The sequence below is a fragment of the Streptococcus hillyeri genome (genome assembly GCF_041081565.1).
Classification (GTDB): Bacteria; Bacillota; Bacilli; order Lactobacillales; family Streptococcaceae; genus Streptococcus; species Streptococcus hillyeri.
Genome location: NZ_CP163513.1, coordinates 1,639,509 through 1,664,959, shown reverse-complemented (window position 1 = coordinate 1,664,959; position 25,451 = coordinate 1,639,509). Strand labels below are relative to the sequence as shown.

31 protein-coding genes, 1 tRNA gene and 1 pseudogene are annotated in these 25,451 nt (G+C 39.3%); 12 read left to right on the top strand and 21 right to left on the bottom strand.

The window, feature by feature from the left end; all coding sequences use genetic code 11:
• Positions 1–73 precede the first annotated feature (73 nt).
• The 5 genes from raiA to asnA all read left to right on the top strand — a co-directional run bounded on the left by raiA (position 74) and on the right by asnA (position 4,268).
• Entirely contained in the window at positions 74–622 is a 549-nt protein-coding gene (gene raiA, locus AB6M99_RS07995) for a ribosome-associated translation inhibitor RaiA (RefSeq protein ID WP_121835773.1), read from the top strand.
• Between the two features lie 762 nt (positions 623–1,384).
• Positions 1,385–1,732 carry a 50S ribosomal protein L19 gene (gene rplS, locus AB6M99_RS07990; RefSeq protein WP_027971744.1) on the top strand — a complete coding sequence of 116 codons (348 nt, stop codon included), beginning with the start codon at positions 1,385–1,387 and terminating at the stop codon, positions 1,730–1,732.
• 189 nt (positions 1,733–1,921) lie between these two features.
• Positions 1,922–1,993 (top strand) — tRNA-Arg (locus tag AB6M99_RS07985).
• Between the two features lie 137 nt (positions 1,994–2,130).
• Positions 2,131–3,195 carry an MmcQ/YjbR family DNA-binding protein gene (locus AB6M99_RS07980; RefSeq protein ID WP_121835772.1) on the top strand — a complete coding sequence of 355 codons (1,065 nt, stop codon included), beginning with the start codon at positions 2,131–2,133 and terminating at the stop codon, positions 3,193–3,195.
• Positions 3,196–3,275: 80 nt separating this feature from the next.
• Positions 3,276–4,268, top strand: coding sequence for an aspartate--ammonia ligase (gene asnA / locus AB6M99_RS07975; RefSeq protein WP_121835771.1), 993 nt, complete (start codon positions 3,276–3,278; stop codon positions 4,266–4,268).
• A 112-nt stretch (positions 4,269–4,380) separates the two neighbouring features.
• Here the strand turns inward: asnA and AB6M99_RS07970 are convergent, their stop codons facing one another.
• Complete coding sequence (locus AB6M99_RS07970) at positions 4,381–5,631, bottom strand: aminopeptidase (RefSeq protein ID WP_369350515.1); 1,251 nt, start codon at positions 5,629–5,631, stop codon at positions 4,381–4,383.
• 142 nt (positions 5,632–5,773) lie between these two features.
• Between AB6M99_RS07970 and AB6M99_RS07965 the strand changes: the two genes are divergently transcribed.
• The 4 genes from AB6M99_RS07965 to AB6M99_RS07950 all read left to right on the top strand — a co-directional run bounded on the left by AB6M99_RS07965 (position 5,774) and on the right by AB6M99_RS07950 (position 8,418).
• Complete coding sequence (locus AB6M99_RS07965) at positions 5,774–5,902, top strand: DUF4044 domain-containing protein (RefSeq protein ID WP_083959937.1); 129 nt, start codon at positions 5,774–5,776, stop codon at positions 5,900–5,902.
• A gap of 266 nt (positions 5,903–6,168) precedes the next feature.
• Entirely contained in the window at positions 6,169–7,482 is a 1,314-nt protein-coding gene (obgE, locus tag AB6M99_RS07960; protein ID WP_121835769.1) for a GTPase ObgE, read from the top strand.
• Positions 7,483–7,676: 194 nt separating this feature from the next.
• Entirely contained in the window at positions 7,677–8,231 is a 555-nt protein-coding gene (locus AB6M99_RS07955; protein ID WP_121835768.1) for a GNAT family N-acetyltransferase, read from the top strand.
• Positions 8,232–8,247: 16 nt separating this feature from the next.
• Positions 8,248–8,418, top strand: coding sequence for a hypothetical protein (locus tag AB6M99_RS07950; RefSeq protein ID WP_121835767.1), 171 nt, complete (start codon positions 8,248–8,250; stop codon positions 8,416–8,418).
• A gap of 15 nt (positions 8,419–8,433) precedes the next feature.
• Here the strand turns inward: AB6M99_RS07950 and AB6M99_RS07945 are convergent, their stop codons facing one another.
• The 16 genes and pseudogenes from AB6M99_RS07945 to AB6M99_RS07870 all read right to left on the bottom strand — a co-directional run bounded on the left by AB6M99_RS07945 (position 8,434) and on the right by AB6M99_RS07870 (position 18,900).
• Positions 8,434–9,936, bottom strand: coding sequence for an ATP-binding cassette domain-containing protein (locus AB6M99_RS07945; RefSeq protein ID WP_369351206.1), 1,503 nt, complete (start codon positions 9,934–9,936; stop codon positions 8,434–8,436).
• 18 nt (positions 9,937–9,954) lie between these two features.
• Complete coding sequence (locus tag AB6M99_RS07940; RefSeq protein ID WP_183121669.1) at positions 9,955–10,107, bottom strand: hypothetical protein; 153 nt, start codon at positions 10,105–10,107, stop codon at positions 9,955–9,957.
• Between the two features lie 621 nt (positions 10,108–10,728).
• Entirely contained in the window at positions 10,729–11,397 is a 669-nt protein-coding gene (locus AB6M99_RS07935; RefSeq protein WP_121835765.1) for a Fic family protein, read from the bottom strand.
• Between the two features lie 789 nt (positions 11,398–12,186).
• Positions 12,187–12,728, bottom strand: a pseudogene (locus AB6M99_RS07930) (site-specific integrase).
• A gap of 520 nt (positions 12,729–13,248) precedes the next feature.
• Positions 13,249–14,775, bottom strand: coding sequence for a phage/plasmid primase, P4 family (locus AB6M99_RS07925; RefSeq protein WP_121835762.1), 1,527 nt, complete (start codon positions 14,773–14,775; stop codon positions 13,249–13,251).
• On the bottom strand, positions 14,732–15,070 hold the full coding sequence (locus tag AB6M99_RS07920) for a hypothetical protein (RefSeq protein WP_142925595.1): 339 nt from the start codon (positions 15,068–15,070) through the stop codon (positions 14,732–14,734). Before AB6M99_RS07920 ends, AB6M99_RS07925 begins: the two co-directional genes overlap by 44 nt.
• Positions 15,071–15,278: 208 nt before the next feature.
• Entirely contained in the window at positions 15,279–15,617 is a 339-nt protein-coding gene (locus AB6M99_RS07915) for an HTH domain-containing protein (RefSeq protein WP_121835760.1), read from the bottom strand.
• A gap of 13 nt (positions 15,618–15,630) precedes the next feature.
• Positions 15,631–15,825 (bottom strand): hypothetical protein, encoded by a 195-nt coding sequence (locus AB6M99_RS07910; protein ID WP_121835759.1) that lies wholly within the window; start codon positions 15,823–15,825, stop codon positions 15,631–15,633.
• Positions 15,810–16,040 carry a hypothetical protein gene (locus AB6M99_RS07905; protein WP_121835758.1) on the bottom strand — a complete coding sequence of 77 codons (231 nt, stop codon included), beginning with the start codon at positions 16,038–16,040 and terminating at the stop codon, positions 15,810–15,812. The genes AB6M99_RS07910 and AB6M99_RS07905 overlap by 16 nt, the downstream gene beginning before the upstream one ends.
• 429 nt (positions 16,041–16,469) lie before the next feature.
• The gene (locus AB6M99_RS07900) at positions 16,470–16,733 is read right to left on the bottom strand and encodes a hypothetical protein (RefSeq protein WP_121835757.1); all 264 of its coding nucleotides are present in this window, start codon (positions 16,731–16,733) and stop codon (positions 16,470–16,472) included.
• A 128-nt stretch (positions 16,734–16,861) separates the two neighbouring features.
• Positions 16,862–17,269 (bottom strand): hypothetical protein, encoded by a 408-nt coding sequence (locus AB6M99_RS07895; protein WP_121835756.1) that lies wholly within the window; start codon positions 17,267–17,269, stop codon positions 16,862–16,864.
• The gene (locus tag AB6M99_RS07890; protein WP_245962708.1) at positions 17,262–17,741 is read right to left on the bottom strand and encodes a hypothetical protein; all 480 of its coding nucleotides are present in this window, start codon (positions 17,739–17,741) and stop codon (positions 17,262–17,264) included. Before AB6M99_RS07890 ends, AB6M99_RS07895 begins: the two co-directional genes overlap by 8 nt.
• Positions 17,728–17,934, bottom strand: a complete 207-nt coding sequence (locus AB6M99_RS07885; protein ID WP_121835755.1) for a hypothetical protein — start codon at positions 17,932–17,934, stop codon at positions 17,728–17,730. The genes AB6M99_RS07890 and AB6M99_RS07885 overlap by 14 nt, the downstream gene beginning before the upstream one ends.
• Entirely contained in the window at positions 17,915–18,223 is a 309-nt protein-coding gene (locus AB6M99_RS07880; protein WP_121835754.1) for a hypothetical protein, read from the bottom strand. Before AB6M99_RS07880 ends, AB6M99_RS07885 begins: the two co-directional genes overlap by 20 nt.
• A 168-nt stretch (positions 18,224–18,391) precedes the next feature.
• Positions 18,392–18,625, bottom strand: a complete 234-nt coding sequence (locus AB6M99_RS07875) for a hypothetical protein (protein ID WP_121835753.1) — start codon at positions 18,623–18,625, stop codon at positions 18,392–18,394.
• A gap of 89 nt (positions 18,626–18,714) precedes the next feature.
• On the bottom strand, positions 18,715–18,900 hold the full coding sequence (locus tag AB6M99_RS07870; protein ID WP_121835752.1) for a helix-turn-helix transcriptional regulator: 186 nt from the start codon (positions 18,898–18,900) through the stop codon (positions 18,715–18,717).
• A gap of 184 nt (positions 18,901–19,084) precedes the next feature.
• Between AB6M99_RS07870 and AB6M99_RS07865 the strand changes: the two genes are divergently transcribed.
• Both AB6M99_RS07865 and AB6M99_RS07860 read left to right on the top strand, forming a co-directional pair.
• Entirely contained in the window at positions 19,085–19,822 is a 738-nt protein-coding gene (locus tag AB6M99_RS07865) for a helix-turn-helix domain-containing protein (RefSeq protein ID WP_121835751.1), read from the top strand.
• A gap of 510 nt (positions 19,823–20,332) precedes the next feature.
• Complete coding sequence (locus AB6M99_RS07860) at positions 20,333–21,475, top strand: tyrosine-type recombinase/integrase (protein WP_369350514.1); 1,143 nt, start codon at positions 20,333–20,335, stop codon at positions 21,473–21,475.
• An 88-nt stretch (positions 21,476–21,563) separates the two neighbouring features.
• Here AB6M99_RS07860 and AB6M99_RS07855 read toward each other — a convergent pair whose 3' ends face one another.
• The 4 genes from AB6M99_RS07855 to yghU all read right to left on the bottom strand — a co-directional run bounded on the left by AB6M99_RS07855 (position 21,564) and on the right by yghU (position 24,149).
• Positions 21,564–21,821 (bottom strand): type B 50S ribosomal protein L31, encoded by a 258-nt coding sequence (locus tag AB6M99_RS07855; RefSeq protein WP_121835749.1) that lies wholly within the window; start codon positions 21,819–21,821, stop codon positions 21,564–21,566.
• 90 nt (positions 21,822–21,911) lie between these two features.
• Complete coding sequence (locus AB6M99_RS07850; protein ID WP_121835748.1) at positions 21,912–22,844, bottom strand: bifunctional oligoribonuclease/PAP phosphatase NrnA; 933 nt, start codon at positions 22,842–22,844, stop codon at positions 21,912–21,914.
• A gap of 82 nt (positions 22,845–22,926) precedes the next feature.
• Entirely contained in the window at positions 22,927–23,361 is a 435-nt protein-coding gene (locus AB6M99_RS07845) for a GNAT family N-acetyltransferase (RefSeq protein WP_121835747.1), read from the bottom strand.
• Positions 23,358–24,149, bottom strand: a complete 792-nt coding sequence (gene yghU, locus AB6M99_RS07840) for a glutathione-dependent disulfide-bond oxidoreductase (protein WP_121835746.1) — start codon at positions 24,147–24,149, stop codon at positions 23,358–23,360. The genes AB6M99_RS07845 and yghU overlap by 4 nt, the downstream gene beginning before the upstream one ends.
• 274 nt (positions 24,150–24,423) lie before the next feature.
• On the opposite strand from yghU, the gene add reads away from it, so the two are divergent.
• Positions 24,424–25,446, top strand: coding sequence for an adenosine deaminase (add, locus tag AB6M99_RS07835; protein ID WP_121835745.1), 1,023 nt, complete (start codon positions 24,424–24,426; stop codon positions 25,444–25,446).
• Positions 25,447–25,451 lie beyond the last annotated feature (5 nt).

Below are 25,451 nucleotides of genomic sequence, written 5' to 3'. Positions count from 1 at the left end.
TTTTTCTAAAAAGAGTATAATAAAAGTGTAAAAAGAAAGCGCTTTTAAAAAAGCGAGAAAAGAGGTATCTACTATGATTAGATTTAGTATCCGTGGTGAAAATATTGAAGTAACCGAAGCTATCCGTGATTATGTAGAAAGCAAGATCAGTAAGATTGAGAAATACTTCCATGAAGATCAAGAATTGAGTGCTCGTGTTAATTTAAAAGTTTACCGTGAAAAGACAGCTAAAGTAGAGGTAACGATTCCGATTGATTCTATCACGCTTCGTGCAGAAGATGTGTCACAAGATATGTATGGTTCTATTGACTTGGTAGTTGATAAAATTGAACGTCAAATTCGTAAAAACAAAACTAAGATTGCGAAGAAACACCGTGAAAAAGTAGCTACAGGTCAAGTCTTTACGAGCGAATTTGAAGCTGAAGCTGCTGAAGAAACACCAGCAACTAAGGTTGTTCGTACAAAACATGTCACTTTAAAACCAATGGACTTAGAAGAAGCTTTGCTTCAAATGGAATTATTAGGACACGACTTCTTCATTTACACAGATTCTGAAGACAACGTGACAAATGTTCTCTATCGTCGTGAAGATGGTGAACTTGGACTTATTGAGACAAAATAAATAATAATTGAGGGAGGTTGGGACATAAATATCTCAACCTTCTATTTTTAATGGCATTAACAGATTGACGCAGTGGCTGATTGGAAGTCCTAACTGGACACTTTTTCATTTTCAAGTGTCCACCTAAAATAGTCCACTGGACTATTTTACTACCACGCAATCGTTAGCGGCCATCCTATACGAATGTGATGAACTTCGTTCATCTTATTTCCAACCTCCAAAGGTCTCCCAGACATTTGGAGCTGTGCGGATGTGGGAGTGAAACTGTCCAGTGGACAGTTTCAGCCTGAGCTTAGAAATCAAAAAGCGAGGGTAATTTGCTTGATAAGAACGGATTTTTGGGAGAACTACAGAAATTGAAAATCAATTTCGTAGTAGTTCCCCCGCAAGGATGATTAGGTTGGACGCTGTCGATTAGTCGACAAGTACAGCCAATCATCTACTGCGAAAAAGAGACTCAAATCTAGCAATGAAACTCCGTAGGAGGTTGTGATACTGACTTCGTCAGCTCTATTTCCCACCTCCAAAGGTCTCCCAGACCTTTGGAGCGTCCGCACTTTTAAGAAAGAAGCAAAAAAGTAATTTTTGATTTTTGTTAAGTATTAGCAGTTGATAAGGAGATGAATTTTCCCAACATTTGACTTGCAAGCGTCCGCTCTTTTTGCTAAAATAATAAGAGTGTGTAATGGACACACAGAAATTACGGCTAATCCGCTGGGACGACAAACTGCTCTTAAGATTAGTAAGATAGGAGAATAAAAAATGAATCCATTAATCCAAAGTTTGACTGAAGGTCAACTTCGTACTGATATCCCATCATTCCGCCCTGGTGACACTGTCCGCGTTCACGCGAAAGTTGTCGAAGGTAACCGCGAACGTATCCAGATCTTCGAAGGTGTTGTTATCTCTCGTAAAGGTCAAGGGATCTCAGAAATGTACACTGTTCGTAAAATCTCAGGTGGTATCGGTGTAGAACGTACGTTCCCAATCCACACACCACGTGTTGATAAAATTGAAGTGGTACGTTACGGTAAAGTCCGTCGTGCTAAACTTTACTACTTGCGTGCTCTTCAAGGTAAGGCTGCTCGTATTAAAGAAATCCGTCGCTAATTCTAAGATATAAAGACCGTTAAGCGAGCAAAGCAAAAATAGGAGTTTTTGACAATGGACGTTGGCGTTCGTGGAAAAACTGTCTTTTTTGCACAGCTCGTAGGTCGTATTCAGTTCAACTCCTCTAATTTAGAAGAGTTAGGAATAACGTATGGATAAAAATCTGTCTTTGTGGCAGATTTTTTACTAGCTCTCTTAGTTAAATGGATATAACAAATTCCTCCTAAGAATTAGTTGCAGGTTCGATTCCTGCAGGGGGCAGAAAGTGAAGAGGTTGTGAAAATGATTCCAGCCTCTTCGTTTTTACAATAATGTCAGGGTGATTTAGAGTGCAGTAGAAGATAACCGTTCATGGTTTTGCCTTCCCTACGCTCTTTTATATCTATGGAGAAAGTGTAATGGCTTTAGAAGATGTGGTATTTACCAAAAAGCGAGTATGTTTTGATAAGTTAATTCCTTATGGATTTTCTTTTGATGGAGAGATTTATCATTACACAGAGAGCTTCTTAGAGGATAGTTTTGAAGCTAGAGTTAGCATTTCAAAAGATGGGCATCTTTCTGCTTGTGTTATTGATTTGGAGCTTGATGAGGAATATTTAGCATTACGTGTTGAGCGTGCAGTAGGATCATTTGTTGGTCAAGTTAGAGAAGGATATCTTGAGATTTTAGAAAGAATTGCGGCCACTTGTTTTGAAGCTCAGCTATTTTCTCAAGAACAAACCAATCGTCTTGCTATTTATTTGACCGAAAATTTTGGAGATCAAACGGATAGTCCTTTTGCCAAATTTCCAAGTTTTACAGCTTTTCGTCATCCCGATAATCAAAAATGGTACGGTTTAGTAGGGACTGTGGAACGCTCGAAGTTGCAGCTAGGGGATGAGGAGTGGTCGAACGAAGATTTAAAAGAAGTTGTGGAAATCATTAATATCAAGGTTTCTCCGAATGATATTCCAAGGCTTACTGAGAAAACTTCGATTTATCCAGCCTATCACATGTCTAAGAAGTCGTGGGTCACTGTGGTTTTGGATGGTAAGGTATCTGATCAAGAACTCTTTGAGTTAGTGCTCAAAAGCCGTCAATTGGTTGCGCCAAAAACAGTGTCCAATCCAAATGGTACGGACTATTGGATTATTCCTGCCAATATGAAAAATTATGATATTGACAGGGAATTTGCGGCGCATCAAACGGTTTATTGGCATCAGAAAAAATCCCTTAAAAAAGGGGATGTCGTTCTAATTTATATTACTGCTCCGACAAAAGCGGTGCGGTATATTTGTGAAGTTTTAGATGACCATCTTGCAGAGGAAGATGGTGAGATGATGCTTATCCGTTTACGCCAGCAGCTCAGCGATTCTGAGTTAACGCTTGACCGCTTAAAAGAATTGGGAGTTACGAACATCAGAGGCCCCCGTCGTTTAACTGCGCCAGCTATTTCTTACCTCAAAAAGAACGTTTTATCATAAAAAGCCTTCATAAGGGCTTTTTTTTTAATAGAAAAGGAGGTATAATAGTTCCAATTATTGAAATGAAGCGAGGAGTTCTGATGAAGAAAAGTTTTATCCATCAGCAGGAAGAAATTTCGTTTGTTAAAAATACCTTTACCCAGTATTTGAAAGATAAATTAGAAGTTGTTGAAGTCCAAGGACCAATTTTGAGCCAAGTGGGTGATGGTATGCAGGATAATTTGTCGGGTGTTGAAAATCCTGTATCGGTTAAGGTCAAATTAATCCCTGAGCACACCTTCGAGGTTGTGCACTCATTGGCAAAATGGAAACGTCATACGCTGGCACGTTTTGGCTTTAATGAGGGAGAAGGACTTTTTGTTCACATGAAGGCTCTGCGTCCAGATGAGGATTCTCTCGACCCAACTCACTCTGTTTATGTGGATCAGTGGGACTGGGAGAAGGTTATTCCTGATGGGCACCGTAACATTGCTTACTTGAAAGAAACTGTTGAAAAAGTTTATAAAGCGATTCGTCTGACGGAACTTGCGGTTGAAGCTCGCTATGATATTGAATCCATTTTACCTAAACAAATCACCTTTATCCATACAGAAGAATTGGTAGAACGTTACCCAGATCTAACGCCAAAAGAACGTGAAAATGCAGTATGTAAAGAATATGGTTCCGTTTTCTTAATTGGAATTGGCGGTGTGTTACCAGATGGTAAACCTCATGATGGGCGTGCTCCTGACTATGATGACTGGACCAGTCATTCAGAGCGTGGCTACAAGGGGCTGAATGGTGATATTCTTGTTTGGAATGATCAACTTGGAACAGCCTTTGAATTGTCTTCAATGGGAATTCGTGTTGACGAAGATGCCTTGAAACGTCAAGTCAAAATCACAGGCGATGAAGATCGTCTTGAATTAGAATGGCATAAAGCTCTTCTAAACGGTCTTTTCCCATTAACCATTGGTGGTGGTATTGGGCAATCACGACTTGTCATGTTCTTGCTCCGTAAAAAACACATCGGAGAAGTGCAGTCAAGCGTTTGGCCAAAAGAGGTTCGCGAAGATTACGACAATATTCTCTAATGAAGTGGTTCGATAGATAAGAAAGCCGATTTATAAGGCAAGCCTGTTCGGTTTGTCTTTTTTTGAAATCAAAAAAACGCCAGCAGGAGCTAGCGTTTTTGATTTCAAGTGATTATTTGAATGAGTCTGCCCATTCTCCACCACGGAAGATAGGAACGATTTGTCCATCGGCAGTGATACCATCGACATCCATATGCTCTGAACCAATCATAAAGTCAACGTGTGCCGTTGAACGGTTAAGTCCAGCAGCTTCAAGTTCTTCTTGAGTCATTTCAGTTCCACCTTCAATTGAGAAAGCGTAAGCTTGACCGATTGCCAAGTGGTTTGAAGCATTTTCGTCAAATAGGGTATTGAAGAAGGTTAAACCTGATAGTGAAATTGGTGTTTTGTGTGGGACGAGGGCAACTTCACCAAGCGCACGTGCACCTTTACTTTCTTCAACCAATTTCTTGATAGTAGCTTCGCCTTTTTCAGCGGTTACTTCTGTGATTTGACCATTTTTGAAGGTGAATTTCATGCCTTCGATAATTGTTCCAGCATAGCTGAGTGGTTTGGTAGATGAGACATATCCTTCTGCACGACGGAAGTCAGGAGCTGAGAAGACCTCTTCTGTTGGCATATTGGCAATGAACTCATCACCTTGAGCGTTAACAGAACCAGCGGCTTCCCAAACATGGTTTTTAGGCATTCCAAGTGTCAAGTCTGTTCCTGGTGCAGTGTAATGCAGAGCATCAAACTGGTACTTGTTAAGAAGCTCAGCTTTTGCAACCAAGTTAGCTTGGTGCTCATCCCATGCCTTGATTGGGTCTTCTTCGTAAACACGGTTCAATTTGAAAATGGTATCCCATAGCGCATCAACTTGCTCTTCTTCGGTAGCAAGGTCAGGGAAAACAAGAGCAGCCCATTCTTTACCAGCAGCTGCGGCCAAGTTCCAGCTCACTTTATTGGCTTGAGTAGCTTCGCGTTGTTTCGCAAGTGCGATTGACAAAGCTTGTTGTGTTTTTGATAAACGATCTTGGTCAACACCAGCGAAGACATTTGGATCAGATGAGCGAACAAAGAGACGGCTTGCTTTTTTCTCTAGGAAATGATTTGATTTAGCAACCACATAATCAGCAACAGTTGTGATGCGATCTTCGTCAGCGTGTAGGAGTCTTTCGCGCGTGATTTGGTCATCAGCATAGTCAAGAACAACCTCAGCAGCACCGTGTGCGTAAGCTGATTTTACTAAAAGGCGGGCGAATTGTGATTGCTCCACATCAACAGTCATAATAACAGTATGGCCTTTTTTGACACCAAGTCCTTTAACAATAAGCAAGTCGGCATATTTTTTTAAGTTTTCTTCAAAATTAGGTAATGTCATAACCTTCTCCTATTTTCTAAAAGTCGCTTTTAAATATAGCATATTCTTCTAAATTTCTCAATGAAAAATCTTTACTATTGTTTGCGAAATCCCTCATTTCATGGTAATATAGATAGGAATTAAGCAAAGAAGAGGAATAATCATGGCTTTTGGTGATAATGGCAATCGTAAAAAAACACCTTTTGAAATTTTAGTGCAAATTGTAGTCATCTTTATGATTTTAATTACGCTTGGCGGTGTGGTCTTTAGTGCCATCAACGTCTTGATGTAAGGTGGAATTCATTTACAATTGGCAGGGCAAGAGCTCTGCTTTTTATCAATAAAAAAGAACAAGAGATAGTCGTGAAGGACTAAGGTCTGGATGAAGCTATTCTATTTAGTTAAAAAGAGAAAGGAAAGAGGGGACTTCGGTTAGGTATTGTACTAAACTGAACTCGGGCTAAATCCTCGGAAAAAAGATAAACCAACTTGTGTGCAAGCACTCATCGTTGGTTTCCTATTTTTCTATCTGATTTGGGCGCCCTCTGTATCGAATTTATGTCAATGTTTTTGGATACTGCTAAGATTAGTGTAAAGGCTGGTCGTGGTGGTGATGGTATGGTGGCGTTCCGCCGTGAAAAGTATGTGCCAGATGGTGGACCATGGGGCGGAGATGGCGGAAAAGGTGGCTCAGTTATCTTTAAAGTGGATGAAGGGTTGCGCACCCTTATGGACTTCCGTTACAACCGTAAATTTAAGGCCCAAGATGGTGAAAAAGGGATGACCAAAGGGATGCACGGAAAAGGTGCTAAAGACCTTATTGTCTCAGTTCCTCAAGGGACAACTGTTCGTGATGCTGAGACTGGTAAAGTGCTAACTGACTTGGTAGAGAATGGTCAAGAGTTTATTATTGCGCGTGGTGGTCGTGGTGGCCGTGGGAATATCCGTTTTGCGACACCTCGTAATCCTGCACCTGAGATTGCGGAAAATGGGGAGCCAGGTGAAGAGCGTCAGCTTGAATTAGAATTAAAAATCCTCGCGGACGTTGGTTTAGTTGGTTTCCCATCAGTTGGTAAATCAACCATTCTTAGTGTGGTATCGGCAGCCAAACCAAAAATTGGTGCTTATCACTTTACAACGATTGTGCCTAACCTTGGTATGGTGCGTACCAAGTCTGGTGAAAGCTTTGCGATGGCAGACCTTCCAGGCTTGATTGAAGGGGCTTCTCAAGGTGTTGGTCTGGGGACTCAGTTCCTTCGTCACATTGAGCGCACGCGTGTCATCTTGCATGTCATTGACATGTCAGCGAGTGAAGGTCGTGATCCTTATGAGGACTATGTGCAAATCAATACGGAGCTTGAAACTTACAACTTGCGCTTGATGGAGCGTCCGCAGATTATTGTTGCCAATAAAATGGACATGCCAGAAGCAGAAGAGAATTTGAAGATTTTCAAGGAAAAATTAGCAGCTAACTATGATGAATTTGATGAGTTGCCAATGATTTTTCCAATCTCAAGTTTGGCGCATCAAGGTTTGGATAATCTCTTGGAAGCAACAGCAGAGCTGCTTGATCAGACAGATGAATTCCTACTTTACACCGAAGAAGACATGCAAGACGATGAAGTTTACTATGGCTTCAATGCGGATGAACGTCCATTTGAAATCACGCGTGACGATGATGCTGCTTGGGTACTTTATGGTGAGAAATTAGAACGTCTCTTTGTCATGACCAATATGGAACGTGACGAGTCTATCATGAAATTTGCCCGTCAGTTGCGTGGTATGGGAGTTGACGAAGCCCTCCGCGAACGTGGCGCCAAAGACGGTGATATCGTCCGCATCGGAAACTTTGAATTTGAGTTTGTGGACTAAAGTTTGCCAGTGGCAAACTTTAGGTCGCTCCTTAGAAATTGGAAAGGAGCGATGATGAAGTTACTAACTGCGGAGAAACGGTAATATCGACTGTTTTTCCTCCGTGTCGTAGGTAACAAGCAGAGAAATAACAAGCGAGTGATGGACAGTGGAGGGGGTTGGCTGTGCATTTCAAAAATATTTGGAGTTGAGCTATGGATCATAAAGGAACAATTCAGCTTGAAACAAATCGCCTTATTCTAAGGCGATTTCAGTTAGAAGATGCTGAAGCTATGTTTCATCATTGTTGGTCTGACTTTGACGTGTGGAAATGGACCAGTTATGATGAGATGACGACTGTTGAAGACCTTGTCGTGAAAAATGGATTATTTACACATTGGTGGATGGGTTTGTATGCCAATTCCAATCGTTATAATTGGGCTATTGTCTTGAAATCAACGCTTCAACCAATTGGTCGAGTATTTGTCATCACTCTCAACGAAGAATCTTCAGAACTTGAAATTACCTATGAAATAGGGAAAAAATGGTGGAATCAAGGGTTGATGACGGAAGCCTTGCAAGAAATTATTCACTTCTTATTCAATGAAGTCCATGTTAACCGAATTATTGCCTATCATGCTAAGGAAAATCCTGCTTCAGGAAAGGTCATGAAGCACTTGGGGATGACGCTTTTTAAAATCGTTCCAGATGGTTGTACTTGTAATGCTGGAACGTTCGACAGTCACTATTATGAGATTTTTAGGAAATAAAACAGGAGGCAAGTTCATGGGAGATAAACCGATATCTTTTAAAGATAAAGATGGCAACTTTGTTTCAGCGGCTGATGTTTGGAATAAAGAAAAATTAGAGGAACTCTTTACCCTCCTCAATCCCAACCGTAAACTCCGCTTGGAACGCGAAAAACTAGCCAAAGAAAACACAGAAGAGCAAGCCTAGTGTGGCCTGCTCTTTTTAGTGTTTAACAAGATTTTCAGCTGTTAATTCATATCGTATTTCAGCCACTTCCGCAATGAATTTTCGGTCGTGTGACACGCTGATGATGGCTCCTGGGAAGTTTTGCAATAACTTTCTGATTTCAGGTTGCGAGGTTGGCGAAAAATTTCGAGTTGGTTCATCTAGAAGAAGAACATTGGCTTTCTCTAGCACCATTTTGGCAAAGAAAAGTTTGGCTTTTTGGCCGCCAGATAGCTGTCCCATCGGATGAGTGACTTCTTCACGAGTAAATTTAAGGCTTGCAAGTAAAGTACGACTCTCTTGCGCGGTCGCTGTTTCGCTGAGAAAAGCTAGCGCAGTCATCTGATTGTCCATACTTTCCTCATAGGTCTGAGGCATGTAACCTAGTTTGATATCAGCTTGCGCTGACAAATGCGTATGAATTTTCTTGAGCAGACGTGTTTTACCAATCCCATTTTTCCCCGTAAAGACCAGTTTGTCTTGACCTAAAATGCGGATGTCAATCACTTGACCTGTCTCTAAAACGTCATTCTCCCAGTTGAGTAAGGTTTTTCTGGAAGGAAGCGGTGTGATCCCTGAAAAGAAGAGGTTGATGATATCGTCATTGTCGGGAATGGCGGTGAAGGCTGCAGCTTCTTTATCATAGCGTTTTTCTTGAGATTTGATATTTTTGAATTTTTTAGCCAGAAGCCGACCAGCCACATCATTTTTGGTATTCCTTAATTGATGCTCAACACTCTGGTGGAGGCGATGAATCCTAGCCAGTCTGTCAGCATGCTCCTCCCTCTCCTTATTAGCAAGTTGTAATTGTTTCTCATAGGTCTCCTTGCGCCATATCTGATATTCCTTATAGGTCATTGGTTGATAAGTTGCCTTGGCTTGGGTTCGTTTTTTGACGAGTTCTAAGTGTAAAATAGCTGTCGCGGTAGCCTCCAAAAACTGCTCATCATGAGAGATGAAGATGATCGTTTCTGGGCTACGTCTGATAAAGGATTCGAGCCATTGCAGGGTTTCCAAGTCCAAATCATTTGAGGGTTCGTCAAGAAGAATGAGGTCTGGTTCATAGCTGAGCAGTCTAATCAGTTGGAGTTTTAGTTTTTCTCCACCAGATAAGCTTTTTACGCTCTGCCCTTTTTCTTCAAAATCAGCCAAAGGAAAATCAAGTTCGTCAGCTAATTGATAGAGGCGATTAAAATCAAGGCGATCAAAGTCGGCACCTTGGTAAAGAAAATCTGTTACGGTAAGCTCAAGCTTTTCTTGAGGCAGGCTCTGTGGGAGATAGGCAGGGCAGTGAAAGTGGTTGATGATATGTCCGTCTATGGAAGCGTAGGGTGAGACGAGTTCTGGCTGATAGAGAACCTGCATCAAGGTTGATTTACCCGTTCCTTCCTCTCCGATAATGGCCAATTTGTCACCAGGATTGACGACAAGCGATAAGTCATTAAGGAGAGTAGAGAGGTCCTTTTGATGGGTGATGGTTAGATTTTGGAGTTGTAAAATAGGCGTTACCTCTTTCTGTTAACGATTGCCACGATTGTGATAGCCACCTGCTCTTTGAGCCTTCGTTGCATGATGTAGAGACTTATTGCTGTGGAAATCATGTTTGTGAGCTGTTTGCTTTTCTTTGATTTGATTAAGAATGGTATTGTGAGTAGTAGTGGTTGTTGTCATGTGGTTTTCCTTTCTAATCGTCACTTGTGGGAGGACGACAAAAACTCCCAACCTTACCAAGTTGAGAGTGTGTTCACTTTCAGTAATACCAATAGTATCCTAGAACGCCTTGCTGCGTAGCTTGTGACAACTAAAAAAACAACAAAGAAATCGTTTCTAAAACGAAGCATTCTATCGGGTAACATCCTAAAAGAAAATAGAAAAAGAGCACACTAAAAACACATCTTGATAAGGTTTATCAATAACATGTTCTTAGTTGATCATGGCTCCGTTCCTCCGATAGTTTGATGACATCATTTTACTACTAAATGAAAACGTTGTCAAATAAAAAGCAAAAGAAAAACCTTTCCCAATCGGAAAGGCTACTAATCTTATTTCGCAGCGTTTGCGTCTTTGAGACCGTATTTAATATTTTATAAATTATCATCATTAATCTATATAATACAAGCGCACTATTATAATAGAAATTAAAACATTAAACTAAATCAACGTTTTTCATGACCTTTCATCAGTCGTTACCAAAAACGTTACACTAGAATAGCTTACCCGCCTAGTTTAGAAAATAAAAACCAATGGAATAATTATAAAAATATTGCATAAACAGTAATTTTAGATTGTTGATTAGAATTGCGTCACGCGCTCTCGTTCATAATTTAAAGACTGTTGTAGCATTTCAGAAAGTTTCTTGGTGTCTTGGTTTGCTAAATGTTCCATATATTCCGCCCTGTAGTCTTTAGAGATAATCACGGGGCTTTTTAGGTACTTCATGGCAAGATACATAAGCGCAAGCCGTCCTGTGCGCCCATTACCATCTGAAAAAGGGTGAATGCGTTCCAGCTGAATATGAGTATCAGCCAAAACGTCTAATATATCCTTTTCAGTAAGGGCTATGTCAAGCCTATAAGCGGTATTGTCCGCCCATTGCCTCATGAGTAACGGGGTTTCTTCGGGGCTTGCGGTCTTGAACTCTGCTCCTATAATGGCGTTTTGTTGCTTTTTGAATTGTCCTCGGTCGTGTTGTAGTCGGTCAAGTAAAAGCGTGTGCATATCTTGGATTTGCCCCAAATTAAAGGGTTTATCCTCTGCCAGTAAATCAAGTAGATAATTAAAAGCCTGTTTGTGATTTTCAATTTCATAAAATTCACGGATACTTTTGCGATTTGTTGGTAGTGTGTTCTCTAATATAATACTAACGGTCTCGGGTAAAGTGATTGTATTGCCCTCGATACCGCTAGAATGGTAAGCCATTCTTACCAGTATATCATCTAAATAGTTTTGATTATAGGTCATGTCCTGCCTCCGTTAGTTTATTATAACATAAGCATTATTCAAGTTTGAAAATTATCAACAAGTTTTTACCCCCTTTTTATCTAGATATGCTCGACTTGGAAAAAGTTCCCTTCACCGGTTCCCGCGTATAGGCTTAGTTTTCAAAGGAATGGGGGGAGTTTTTTAGCTTGGTAAGGTTTAGGAAAAATTGCTATTTTCTTGTATCAATTTTAGTTATTTTTGGGGGAGAGATACGCAAAGGGATTGACACCGTTATTATACCTAGGTAGGCGTTTAATTAAATCGGGGGGATTGTAGAAAATAAAGTATAGTTGAAAACATTTTTAAATGATTTTTTTAAAGAAGTACCCCCACCCCTTGAAAAATAAAATTACATTTTTGTCTAGTTACCCCTTACCACCGGTTTCCATGTCGCTATTTTGAAGCGATTTTTTTTAGGTGGGGTAGTTACTCTATAACTTTAAAATTCCTTTTTGTTGCGCGAAAAAATTTGTAGAATGACGGCGTGAAGTTCGGCGCGTGTATGTGCTAGGTTGTCACCCCCCTATTGTCTATAATCTGCTAACAACAACCAAAGCCCTTATAACATAGTTACAAGGACTTGAGTTTATTCTTTGCTGAAATGATTGTAAAAATCAATAAAATGGCGTTCACTTAATTAGTCATATCTTATATTCTGTCTAATTATGTTTCACCCTCTAACTCTAACGATATCAAGGGGTTACACGATTTCTAATAAACTTTCTAGCGTTTGCTTCAATATGTCTAATTAAATATCTAAAATGGCTTTTAAATATCAAAATTACTCATCTTACTATCTAAATCATCTTGCCTTACACCTATGTAAATAAGAGTGATGGCTGGGCTAGAATGATTAAAGATTGTCATTAAATCGGCAACGTTCTTGTATTTCTTATAATACCAATAACCAAAAGTTTTCCTCATGGTGTGCGTGCCTATGTTGGCTATTCCTAAATCTTCCCCAGCCGTTTTCAATATCCAGTAGACTGTTCTGCGGTCTAGCGGTTTATTTATTCCGTTACGGCTTGAAATAGATAATGATGAAGTGGCTTATCTTTGATATATTCCCTTAACTCATTCTTGAGTTTTCTAGTCATTTTAATACTTTTAGTCTTGCCTGTTTTTTGTTCTTTAACTCGGATATGCCAGCCTTGCACGTCCTTAACTCTGAGTTTTAAAATGTCGCTTATGCGATAACCTGTGTTAATGCCAACAAGGAAAATCATGTAGTTGCGTTCACTCCATGCCCTTAAATAGTCTTTCATGGCTTGGATATCGTCTTTATCCCTTAATGGTTCAACTAAATTGATAAGCTATACCTCCTTATCTATCGTATTCACGCGCTCTGAGGGTGGCTGATTTTCAGAGCAATTTTCTAAACTAAGTAGCCTTTCCTCTCGTTTGCGGTCGTTCTCTACCCATTGCTTACGTTTCGCCTCCGCTTCGGTAAGCCCTTTATACTTGCCGTAACTGCGTATTCTAAAATGGTCTATATTGGTTTGATGGTTTATCAAGTCGCCTCCTTTGTGGTTAATTCTACTACTCTCTACTTCACCTTACTTCACTTAAGAAAAATAAGAGTAGTAACGAAAACCCTTGGGGCGCAAGGAGTTTCACAATTCTACTACACCTACTACACTTTCTTGCAACTCGTTGATTTTTTTATAAATATATATACTATACCTTTTACTTATTTTCTTTTATTATTCTTTATATATTTAAGTGTAGTAGGTGTAGTAGAATAAGGTAGAGTAGTGAAGTGGTGGGATTTAATCTACTACACTTATTCCCTAATGTCGTAGTAGAAAGCGTAGTAGGAGTAGTAGAAAATTATAATTTTTTATAGCCTCGTTGATTCTTTTTCTTTGGTGGTTCATAGTGTGGCAAATAGCTTGGCTGGTCTTCTTTAGGGTAAAAGCCTGCTGGTAGATTTGCGCCTACTCTCAAGGTAACAGGGTAGTTTAGTTTTACCCAACCATCGGGCAAGTATCTTGTAAAAGAGCCGTGAAAGCTTTGGCTATTAAAGTCGTGTTGGTGGTTATAGTGTTCCGTATAGCCTTGAAAATTCCACCATACCCAATCATTAGGGATAAAAGTGGAATGAATACCTTGAAATAAGTCTTGACTAAAAGCAAGAATAGGGTCAATAGTTTCTTGATATTCATCTAATAACTTAAGCGAGGCTTTGGGTTCTATGAAGTCTGAAAAATTAAGGTCTATCACGCGCTTTAAAATATATTCTAGGACGTTTCTGCGCGTGATATAGTCGGTTTTAATAGCTCGGTTAGGTTTTTGCTTAAAGCGTTTTGTAAATGGTAGAATAACCATTCTGCGCCTAATAGCGTGATAATCGCCTTTTATTCTAGGTAAAGCGTTTGTAGATTGAATGACAACCGTTTTTATAAATGTGCTATAAGCGTCTTTACCTTTCTTTTCTACTGTTACGGTATCACCACCAACCAAACTAAACAACTTTGAAGTATCTCGGATAATCGCCCCAGCTTGTACGTCGTCCCCAATGATAGCTTGTTTCCCTACTGCTTGGGCTAGTGTGAAGCGGTTATTTGCGTCTAGGTCGGTTATTTTGATACTAGCGATATTCTGACGCCCGATAAGATTAATAAAGAGCTCTTGAAGTGTTCCTTTACCTGTGCCTCCCTCTCCGACAAACCAAAACATTTTAGCGAGGCTTTCGCCTCTGACGACTGCTGCAAGAAGTTGTAAAGCAAGGGTATATAAGTCTTTATCGTTGTTAAATAAGTCAAGTAACCAGCTATCAAACTCCCAACCTTTAATTTTAGGGCTTTTGGCGTTTGGGTTGTAATTGGTTGCTATTTTATGTGTGAATACCTTTAACGGTGTGTAGGGTTCTAACTGCTTTGTTTTACGGTTGTAAATGCCATTGCCGACAATTACTAGAAAAGGGTCGGCTTCGGGTGTTCTGTGTGGCGCTTTACGGGTTAAGTGGTAAATACAATCACTAGCCCTTTTCTCGTTGTGACGTGGTTCTATAACGCTCACAAAATCTTTTAAAAATTCCCTATCATTGGTATATATTCCTTGGTCGGGATTGTAGTAATAGACTGGTTTTGTTCCCTCGTCGCTATCTATACGGCAAATAGTTAATAATTCCGCCATATAGTGGGCAACGGTTAAAGGTGGTATAGGTTTTTTAAGTTCAGCTTGTGCTTGTTTTTCCTCTAACCCTTCCTTGATAAGTTGTGTTAATCGCTCAGATTGTTTATTGTCAACAAAGCTTCTAACTCTCTCTTGCCAATTTTTAAAAGTGCTTAATTTGAAGGATTGCTTAAACTCACGCGCAAGCGGTGTGACGTTCCTTAATAGTTGTTGTGTCACTTTCGCCCTCCTTTGTGATTTTGTTTAGTTCATTGATAAAGTGTAAAGCTAAATCCGTCCTTGTCACTAATTTTGCAAATAGTTCTATAATGTTCGAGGGGTCGTAACCATTGAAATAAAGCAGTTTAATAAAAGCAGTTGTGTCCTCCTCTGTATCAATCCCGTAGCAGACTTTTTCAAGCAACCAGTCATTAAGGGTTAGTGGTCGCCCTTGTTTTTGTTTTGCTAGTGCTTGGAGTTCTAACCCCTCGAGAAAAGCAATCAGTTTATTATCTGCTAAGTTAATCGCGTTCATTCTAACAAGCTCCCACCCCTTAACATTACTTTCTTTCTCTCTGATAGCTAAATTTATCCCACTGTGAGAAAAAGGAGTTAAAAAAACGTGTATAGGTTTGAAATAAACCAGTTTAAAATGATTATCTTTGTAGTAGCACTTGCTAGGATTGTCAGAAAGAAATGAAATGCGCGCTAAATGATTTTTATGGATTGTGATTTCTAGTATTTCATACATTTTTAGACCCTCTATATTTGTTCAGAAAAGCTTGTAAGTCTATTTCATTCAAAATGGACAGGCGTTTTTCTTCCTCCGTTAATTGACTTTCTAGGGTTATAATACCTTGCAATAGTTCACTATCATTGCTAGGAATGAAATAACCTCGATTGTTACCCTTTCTTTTAGCAATGATAGGGATTTTGTATTTTAAAATTAAATTTCTAATACATTCCCGAACAGTTCGGGGAGTTAAATTCAATAACCTAGATATCTCTTTACATGTCATGGCATTATCACTTCCAATTCTTAAAAGGTCAAGCACGCGCTTATAATTTCCATGGAGTTCCATAAAATAACCCTCCTTAGTTGTAATGTTTATTAGAAAGCCATATATAAGCCCCGTAGCGCTCTTTTACGTAGTCCTTTGGTGTTTCTGTCGGCTTTGTGTCTGAAACATCGCTAGGCTTGTCATAGTGCCATAATAAAACGAGAATAACCAAGCATACGATGATTAAAATAATACTTTGTGTTGGTGTTAAGTTCAGTTCGTTCGGCATGTTACACCTCTCTTTGCTAAATGATTCTTGATATATTGGCGTTTTTCTTTGTCACTTAATTCTAAAAATTTCTCTATGTCTTCAAGTGTTAAAACTTGTTCGATAAAATCACTGATAAACTGAAATAGTTCAGGTCGTGTTAGTCTGATTTCTTCCAGTCTCTGCTCTAGTTCTTCGTCAGTCCATTGCTTTGATTGTAATTTTATTTCTGTCATGCCTTTCCTTTCTATTTTTTATTTCCTGTGTAATTGCCTGCGCTGGTGCGCGTGCTTATCCGTGATTTAAAGAGTTGCCTTTTTAGGTTTTTCTATACGAGATTTTTACTATATCCGTTTGCTTGCTTAAGCTATCCCTCAGCGGATAACCGCCCTAAATTTACTAGCTTTTTTTGCTATGGTCGTGTAAATTTGTGCTAAAATAAATAGCTTATCAAGTGTGTAGTTAATTCTAGTGGTTTAGATAGTTTAGCTATCTATGGCGATAACCTAACCTAAAATCATTTATATCTTGTCTCTATTGCTTAGGTGTGATATGATTTAAGCAATAGTAAAAGCCCTTAGTTTTTTTCTAAAGTGTGCTTTTGCTTAATCATATTTACTGAAAGGCTTTAAACTTTGGTCGGTTCTATAAGCCTTTTTTTGTTGCTATTCTTTAAGTTTTTCAAGAATGGCGTCAACGTCTCGAACGTCATAATACACTGATTTCCCTTGCCTGCGTGACTTTAGTCCGTTGGCTTTTAGGTATTTTAGGTAACGGATATCAAACCGATATTCTTTTAGTAGTTCTTGTTGCCGTAGGGGTTTTCTTAATTGTTTTTCAACCTCTGCGCGTGCCATTTCTCTAGCAATGTCTAGCGTGCCTTTTACTAGCTCTACGCTTGCTTGCTCTCCGAGTAGTGCGACGGTCATTCTTAGCCTCCTTTTGTTTTTGCCCTCTAAAATCCTTTATACGCCGTTTTAGGTATTAGGTGATGATTTATATTAAAATCAATTTAAAACGCTGATTTTCCCCCCTAAATTTAATAATTTAAGGTACTCTAGGCGTATAGTTCATGAAATTCTTTGAAATACTTGTCTGGTATTTCGTTGATAGCTTGTTGTTGAAGCTGAATAGCCTTTAATCTGTTGGTGTCGCTTGCGGTGGTTTTGCTGATGATTTCTGCGGTAGCTAGAACTTGCTTAAAATACGCTTCTAGCTTTAACTTGCGCCCCTCACTTACTTCTTGCGAGCTTTCAACTTTGTTTTTCAAAAGCTGAAAGTCGGTTATTTCGCCATCTTGAACGGTGTAATTAATCACATTTCTAAAACGCCATTGATTAAGTCGCTCTTTAATGTCTGATAATCGCCAACCGTTCAGCTTTTCCATTAGCAAGTCAAAAGAAATAAGTCCGTTTTCATTGTAAACTTGTAATAAAATTTCTTGTGTAAAAGGTGTTTTAGCCATTGTCTCCCTCGCTTTCTGCCTCTTTTTCTTGGATTTTGTCAATTTGTCGGCTTTCTCTAGGGGTAATAACGTTCATACAGTGGCTAATTAGCGAGCCTGTGAGTTCTTCCAGCTCTATCCAAGCATTGCCGTAAACCTCGCGATATTTGGGTTTGATATCTTCTTGAAGACTTTCAAACGTTCCTAGTAGTTCATCAATTTTAAACAGATTGACTAAAACAGAAACCATGTCGGGGCGCTTGCCTACCTTGTTCTTGCGTTTTTTATGCTTGGGCTTGCCGTTTGGTTGGTAGTGTAGGGTAAAATCTTCTAGCATGGTTTTAATGTCATACCAGGCAAGGGCGTTGCTTTCTAGCAAGCCGTCTAAAACATCGGGATTTTTAACTTCTTGCATGGCGCTAGCGAGTGCCTCGCGTTCGTCTATCCATTTCTTAAACTCTTGATAAGTTGGGTTAGTTTTAGGTGTTGTCATGTGTTTTCTCAATTTCTCTTTCTAAATACTTGATGACACCCCATATAAAACGGCTAACCGTTTCAAATGGTTGTGCTAGGCTTGTTTCTAATGTTTCGCTTTGTAGGTGGGCGAGTTGGTCGGTTATGGTGTCAAGCAGTTTGTCCGCCTCCTTGGCACGTTGAAGAAGTTGTTTAAGCTCTGCTTTTTTCATCTGACAGATATCCCCATAGAGCGATATAGTCGCCCTCCTCGTCCAATTTTAGCAGTAAATCAAGCGCCTTTTTATCTAACTTAGGTAGATGCTCGGGTACGCTTAAAATCGCCATATCGGGGTATTTTACCGCGTCTAGCGTGCTATCTAGTAAATCCATAAGAGAAAGCTCAAGACGTGCCACTTTAAGTGCTAGGTCGTTAAAAGTAGCATTTTCTTTCAAGTCTGCGGTGCGTAACACTAAAAAATCATTTTTAGTCATTGAAGTATGTTCGGTTTCGTTAATCATATAGTTGTTTTCCTTTTTGTCACGCGCTCGGCGTGGTTATTTTCTAAACTAGGCGAGGTAAGCCGTTGTTTTACTTAATCATATTGTTTTAAGGTTTTATTGGTCGGTTCGTAGTTTTAAGGGGTTGCGCCCTCCGTAGGATTTAGGGTGTAAGTAGTCGTTACACCCTTATTTATTATCTTCCAAAGCTTCGGAAAGTAGCGCCCAAATCTGATAAAGGACTTCTAGCTTAGTGTCAAAAGGCTTTCTATATAGCCCGTCTGTGCCAAATGCTGACGTTAGTAGTGTATCAATATCATCTAAGATTTGAAAAACGTCATTAAGTGCCATTTCTGCGGTGATAGGTGTGTTGTTCCCGTCCTTACTTTGACAAATCACGGTATCTTTATCAATACTAGGCATTAGCTTTCTTCCTCCTCGGGGTAGTCAGTAGCAAAAGCCCACGTTAACAAGTGCAGTAGTGCGGTTAGTAGTCCTATAGTATGTTCCTCCTATTCTTCTAGTAAAAAGTTCATCACTTTTTCATAAACCGCTTTAGGAGCGTCATAGTTTCCTAACTCGATTTTTTTTAGTGTGTTCGGTGTAACTTGAATACGTTTAGCCGTCTCAGCTTTAGTTAAATCCAAGCGCCCACGTTTAATACGAACTTTCTCAGCGTGTTCAACTGTGATAAGCATTAAATACCTCCTTGTTTTGATATTGCCAACCATGAATAGAATTGAAAGGCGGTTGGTTTGTAACATTTTTTGTTACCGCAAGAATATAATATAACATTTTCCGTTACTCTGCAAGTGTTTTTTTCAAAAAAATAACAGTTTATGTTATTTTGTGATATAATCACTTTTGAAAGGTGGTTTTACCATGAATAGATTAAAAGAGTTACGGAGAGAGAAAAAACTAACTCAAAAAGAATTAGCTGATAAGTTATATACTACTAAAATGAGTGTATCGCGCTGGGAAAATGGAGAAAGTCAAATAAAACCCGAAAAAGCCCAAGCTCTAGCCGATTTCTTCGGTGTTTCGGTTGGGTATTTACTAGGTTTAGATGAAGCGACAGAACCTAAATTTTTAACTTTGGATAAGACGCGAAAATTTTTTAATCTAAGTATAGATACCTTGTCGGTACTTTTGGGACTTCCTAAAGAAGTTTTGGAAACGTGGGAAAATGAGAAAAATTTTATCCCGTTTAAAGAAGCGTCTAAGCTATATAATTATTTGGATATTACAAGAGACAATTTTATTAAAATTGTTGCTGATAACAATCTGGAGTTTGATTTTACTATTGCGGATTTTTTTAATGAAATAGATATAGAGGAATTAAATAAAGTCAGTCTCAAAAAGCAAGAAGAAGCTAAACAAGCTTATACATTTTTAGAAAGCTATATAGATGACCCTATAAAATTTAATAGATTAAAAAAAGGGTTATCAGATATAGACGAGGGATATTTTTCAATAGTCCTACGTCTAGTGATTGCTGATAAAGAACTAGGTACTAATTTTAGTGATATTCTTATAGACTATATAACCCTTGATAAACGAGATAGAGAGATAGCTTATGACCTTATCAAAAAACTAGCAAGCAGAAACACAGACAACTAAAAAGCCAACCTTTCTAGGTTGGCGTGTGGTATATTTGTTAATTATCAAAAAAGCCTGCCTCTCGGTTAGCTAAAAATAACTGATGACAACTAATAAAAAATGATGACAAGTAAACCGCTTGACTTTGGGGGCAGTTTTGGGATATAATACCCTTAACAGTAAGGAATGTGTCTAGCATGGCACAAAAAAAGCCCCCAACGGTCGCAACGTTGAGGGTTTTCTTTTTGGCTCTTAGCTATTTCTAGCTATGCCCTAAGGGTCATTTCTTGCGTGAGTTGAGCCAATACTCAAATAATGCCGTTAGGATAGCAACAAGCAAAGGCGCAAGAAATACTGTAAGGAATACGTCTAACATGACTATTCACCCCCTTCCTATCCCAAAGGGGCTATTTCAGTATAACAAATCTAGTTACGCTTGACAATCGCGCGGTAATTCACGCGCAAGCGTGTCAATACTCTTTATTTTCTAAACTAGGCGAGGTAAGCAGTTAAAGAAAAAGGAGTACACTAATGATTAAACTCTATACGTTAAAAGATGGTACTACTAGATACTATTTTATAGCTTACGTGGGAAAAGACCCACTCACAGGAAAGGACAAACGGGTTAAAAAGAAAGGCTTCAAAACCCGCAATGAAGCTAAGTTGGCAGAAAGTCAGTTACTTATCAAGGTAGAGACTGACGGCTATTTTAATAAGCCTGAAAAGATAACTTTTCAAGAAGTTTATAACCTATGGTTAGAACATTACAAAAACACCGTAAAACCAAGCACCTACGCCCGACAAAAGGCGCAAGCTGATTTACATATCATACCAGTATTTGGCGCGTGCTATATTGATAAGATAAGCCTACCAATGTGCCAAAAACAGGCGCTTGAATGGTTTAAGAAATATAAGAAGTATGCTAACTTTATAGGCATGACTAAGACGGTGCTAGACTATGCGGTTAGTCTCGGTTATGTTAATGATAACCCAATGAGAAAGATTATAAAGCCCCGTAAATCCGCAGAAGTAGATGAAGATGAAAAAAAGCTAGAGAACTTTTATAATCGGGAGCAGTTGTTAACCTTTCTTGAATGTGTTGACAAGGAAGATAATGCAGAATTAAAAACGGTTTTCCGACTACTTGCTTATACTGGTATGCGTAAGAGCGAGGTTTTAGCGTTACGGTGGAAAGATATAGATTTCACTACTAACAAGCTATCAGTCAATCAGACAGTAGCATACGGCGAAAACAATGCCGTTATTTTCCAAACCCCAAAGACAAAGAAAAGTAAGCGAACCCTAGCCCTTGATACCGTCACCGTGCAAATATTAAAGAAATGGAGACAAGAAAGGCAGTTCTTTAACTTTCCTAACCGTTTAAAAGATACTGATATCCTCTTTCCAGCGGAAACGGGTAAACCTAGAGGATTTGACTTTATCAATTATCACTTAAAGAAAATTCTGAAGAAGTATAACCTTCCTTATATCAAACCTCACGGTTTTCGCCATACTCACATATCGTTATTATTTGAAGCTGGGGCAACTATAAAAGAAGTTCAAGAGCGCGTAGGGCATGAAGATATAAAAACAACTATGAATATTTACGCCCACGTAACCGAAAACGTCAAGGAGCAGACTGCGGAAAAATTTATCAAATTTTTAGAGGCATAACCCTAAATCGTTACCTTTTCCGTTACCTTTTTAAAAATAAAAACCATTCCTAAAACTAGGAATGGCTTTATAATGCGGTTTCTCGACCTTATTTTGCGTTTGCGTCTTTGAGACCGTATTTTTTGTTGAATTTGTCCACGCGTCCGTCTGCTTGAGTGAATTTTTGACGACCAGTGTAGAATGGGTGTGAATCTGATGAAATTTCCACACGGATAAGTGGGTAAGTTTCACCTTCAAATTCTACAGTTTCTTTAGTAGCTTTTGTTGAGCCGCTAAGGAATTGGTAACCAGTAGTTGTATCAAGGAAAACAACTGGACGGTATTCTGGATGGATATCTTTTTTCATTGTTAATGAGTTCCTTTCTGCCATAGTACTTTACGTACCATAGTTATTATTAACTCTGTTATTTTATCAAAAATGGCAGAGCTTGACAAGTTATTTAGCTAATAATTCTTTAATTTCTTGGTAAATTTGTTCATTTTCTTCCAAGCTATAGGAATTGGCTCCGCTGGCAAGGGGATGTCCGCCACCATCATGGCGTTTGGCGATCTCATTGATAATAGCTGACTTACTGCGGAGACGAACACGGTAGGTGCCGTCAGCTTGTTCCACGAAAATTGCCCAACTTTCAACACTATCAATTTTTCCAGGCGTTCCAACGATGGCAGAGGTTTCGGCTTCTGTCACGTCAAAATCTGCCATCATTTTTTGGGTCAAGATGACACGCGCAGCCCCATTTTCATCAACCTCGAGATGATCAAAGATATAGCCTTGGAGCTTAGCAATTTTCATAGGGAAAGAATCCATTCGACGGGCCATAGCTGAAAAATCAAAGTCGTATTCGCGTAACTTAGCAGCAATTTGCATGGTTTTGCTAGTTGTCGCAGGGTATAAAAATCGCCCAGTATCACCGACAATCCCATTGTAGAGGACGCTTGCTGCAAAATCAGAAAGTTTCAGACCGACAGTCAGAGCAAAATCGGTGATAATTTCACTAGCAGATGAGGCAGTCGTATCAACGTGGATAAGGTCTCCATAGGCATCATCGTTTGGATGGTGGTCAATTTTAATCAGGTATTCTCCAGTCTGATAGCGCTCATCATCAATTCGAGGTGTGTTAGCAGTATCAGTGACGATAACCAAGGCGTTTTCATAGTCACTATCAGCGACCTGATCCATCTCCGCAATCCAAGACAGCGTCGGTTCGTTGATGCCGGTTGCTAGAACTGTTTTTTCTGGAAAATTAGTGCGGACGATCTCACGCAAACCAATTTGAGAACCAATGGCATCAGGATCAGGTCTTTGGTGGCGGTGGATAATGATGGTGTCGTATGCCTTGATTTTATCAAGAATAGAATGAAAAGTCATGGTTACCTCTCTTGGATTGTTTTTAGTTATTATACCATATTATACGAGTACCAAATTCTGTGCTGTAGGAATTGCCCCCTTTTTAAGCAGTTAAAGTCATATCGACATGTGGAATGCCATCTTCTAGATATTCTTTTGAGATGGCTTTAAATCCGAAGGAAGCGTAAAAATCTTTAAGATGTGCTTGAGCTTGAGCATAGATGGTTTGATTAGGAAAGTGTTGTTGGCAGGTTGATAGGGCTTGATTAATTAACTTTCTCCCTAATCCAGTTCCACGATAGGCCTCTGTTACTAGGACACGACCGAGTTTGATGGTATTATCTGTAGGAATGAGGCGACAATAGGCTTTGATGCTGCAATTGTCTTCCTGAAATAAATGCATGGCATTAAGGTCGTACTCGTCAACTTCGGGATAGGGGCAGGTTTGCTCAACGACAAAAACCGCTACTCTGGTCTGATAGATAGCATGTAGTTGACGTGGAGTCAATTCATCTAAGGTTTTAACTTGCCAACTCATGCGTCAATCTCTTGATAAGTGGCTTCTAGTCCACGCTTAACAGCAGGGCGATTAGCAATGAGGTCTGTCCAACGTTGCAGATTTTTGTATTCTTTGACGTTAAGAAAAATACCAGCACGATCCCAGACCTTATCCTGAGCGAGACGACCGTACCAAGACCAGATAGCGATATCGGCAATAGTGTATTCCTCACCAGTGATATAAGTTTTAGTGGCTAATTCCTTATCCAAAAGGTCCAATTGGCGCTTCGCTTCCATAGCAAAGCGGTTGATAGCATATTCGATTTTCTCAGGAGCGTAATGGAAGAAATGTCCAAATCCACCACCTAAGAAAGGTGCTGCGCCTGTTTGCCAAAAGAGCCAATTCATCACCTCTGTACGTTTAGTAAAATCTTTAGGAATAAAGTGTTCAAATTTGTCAGCTAAGTAAAGCAAGATAGACGGAGATTCAAAGACACGGACAGGCTCATCTCCTGATAAATCGAGCATAGCAGGAATTTTTGAGTTAGGATTAATGCTGACAAAATCAGATCCAAATTGATCACCGTCTCCGATTTTGATACGGAAAAGGTCATAATCAGCAGCAAGTCCAAGCTCTTTTAATTCTTCTAGCATAATGGTAACCTTGATACCATTTGGTGTTCCCAGTGAATAGACTTGGAAAGGTTTATCCCCCTTTGGTAAGGTTTGTTCAAAACGTGCTCCAGCAGTTGGTTGATTGAGACCACCCCAAGCCCCGCCCATTTGTTGGGGGGCTTCCCAAACTTCAGGTAAAATATAATCTGACATAAGATTTCTCCTTATTAAATTTCTTGTCATTAGCCTATCAAAAAGAAAGGTTTTTTTCAAAAATTTAGCATATAAATAGTTGACAAAAGAGCTGCTAATTGTGCTTTGGGAGGTTAAGTAAGAGATTGACTTTGCCAAAATTCTAAAGTTAATCTTTAGAGGATAAGAATAATCTAAAGAAAAGGATAAGATTTTCTAAAAGTTCGTATTTCTTGTTGATTTTTTGGCTCATTATGGTAAGATAATGACAACTTTTAGGAAAAAGGAGTCTCTCATGAATCAAGTTGACTTTTCAAAGCTTGCAAAAACCGAACTACATTGTCATTTAGACGGTTCGTTGTCGTTGCCGATGATTCGTCAATTGGCTGCCATGGAACAGATTTCCATTCCAGCGAGTGATGATGAGTTAAAATCACTTGTGACAGCCCCTGCCGATATCACTTGCTTAAATGAATATCTTAAAACCTTTGATTTTATTCGTCCTTTGTTACAGACGGAAGAGGCGTTGGAGTTGGCGGCTTACGATGTTGCCAAACAGTCAGCTGAGGAAAATGTTATTTATACAGAAATCCGATTTGCACCTGAATTATCAATGGATAAAGGGCTATCAGTAGCACAGGTGGTCCGAGCAGTCTGCCGAGGATTGCAAAAAGCTGAAAAAGATTTTGGTATTGTGGCTAAGGCTTTGGTTTGTGGCTTGCGTCAAAATGATTTAGAAGCTACAATGGCGATGTTTACAGAGGTAAAAGCCAGTGAGGAACCTTATGTTGTAGGGGCTGATTTTGCTGGTAATGAAGTTGATTTTCCAGCAGAAGGTCTAAGTAAAGGCATTCAGCATGCGCATGATCTTGGTTTTAAAATGACTTTGCATGCAGGGGAGCAATGTGGTTGCGCAACAAATATTGCTTATGCGATTCAAGCTGGTGTCAAGCGAACAGGGCATACAACAGCTATTATGGAAATTCCAGGTTTGCTTGAATCGTTTGTTGCTGCAGATTTGACAGCAGAATTAGCTCTTACAAGCAATTTACAAACGAAAGCGATTGAGACAATTGCAGATTACCCTTATTTAGACCTAAAAGCAGCAGGGGCTAATATCTCGATTAACACAGATAATCGAACTGTGTCAGATACCAATTTAACGAAAGAGTACGGTCTTTTTGCGGCTCATTTTGGCACAAGTCCCACAGATTTTTACCAGCATAATCAAGATGCGATAAAAGGCTCTTTTGCTAGTGATAGTGAAAAGGAATTGCTTTTGCAAAAACTTGCTGAAGGCTATGCCCCATTTCTTTAAAAGTA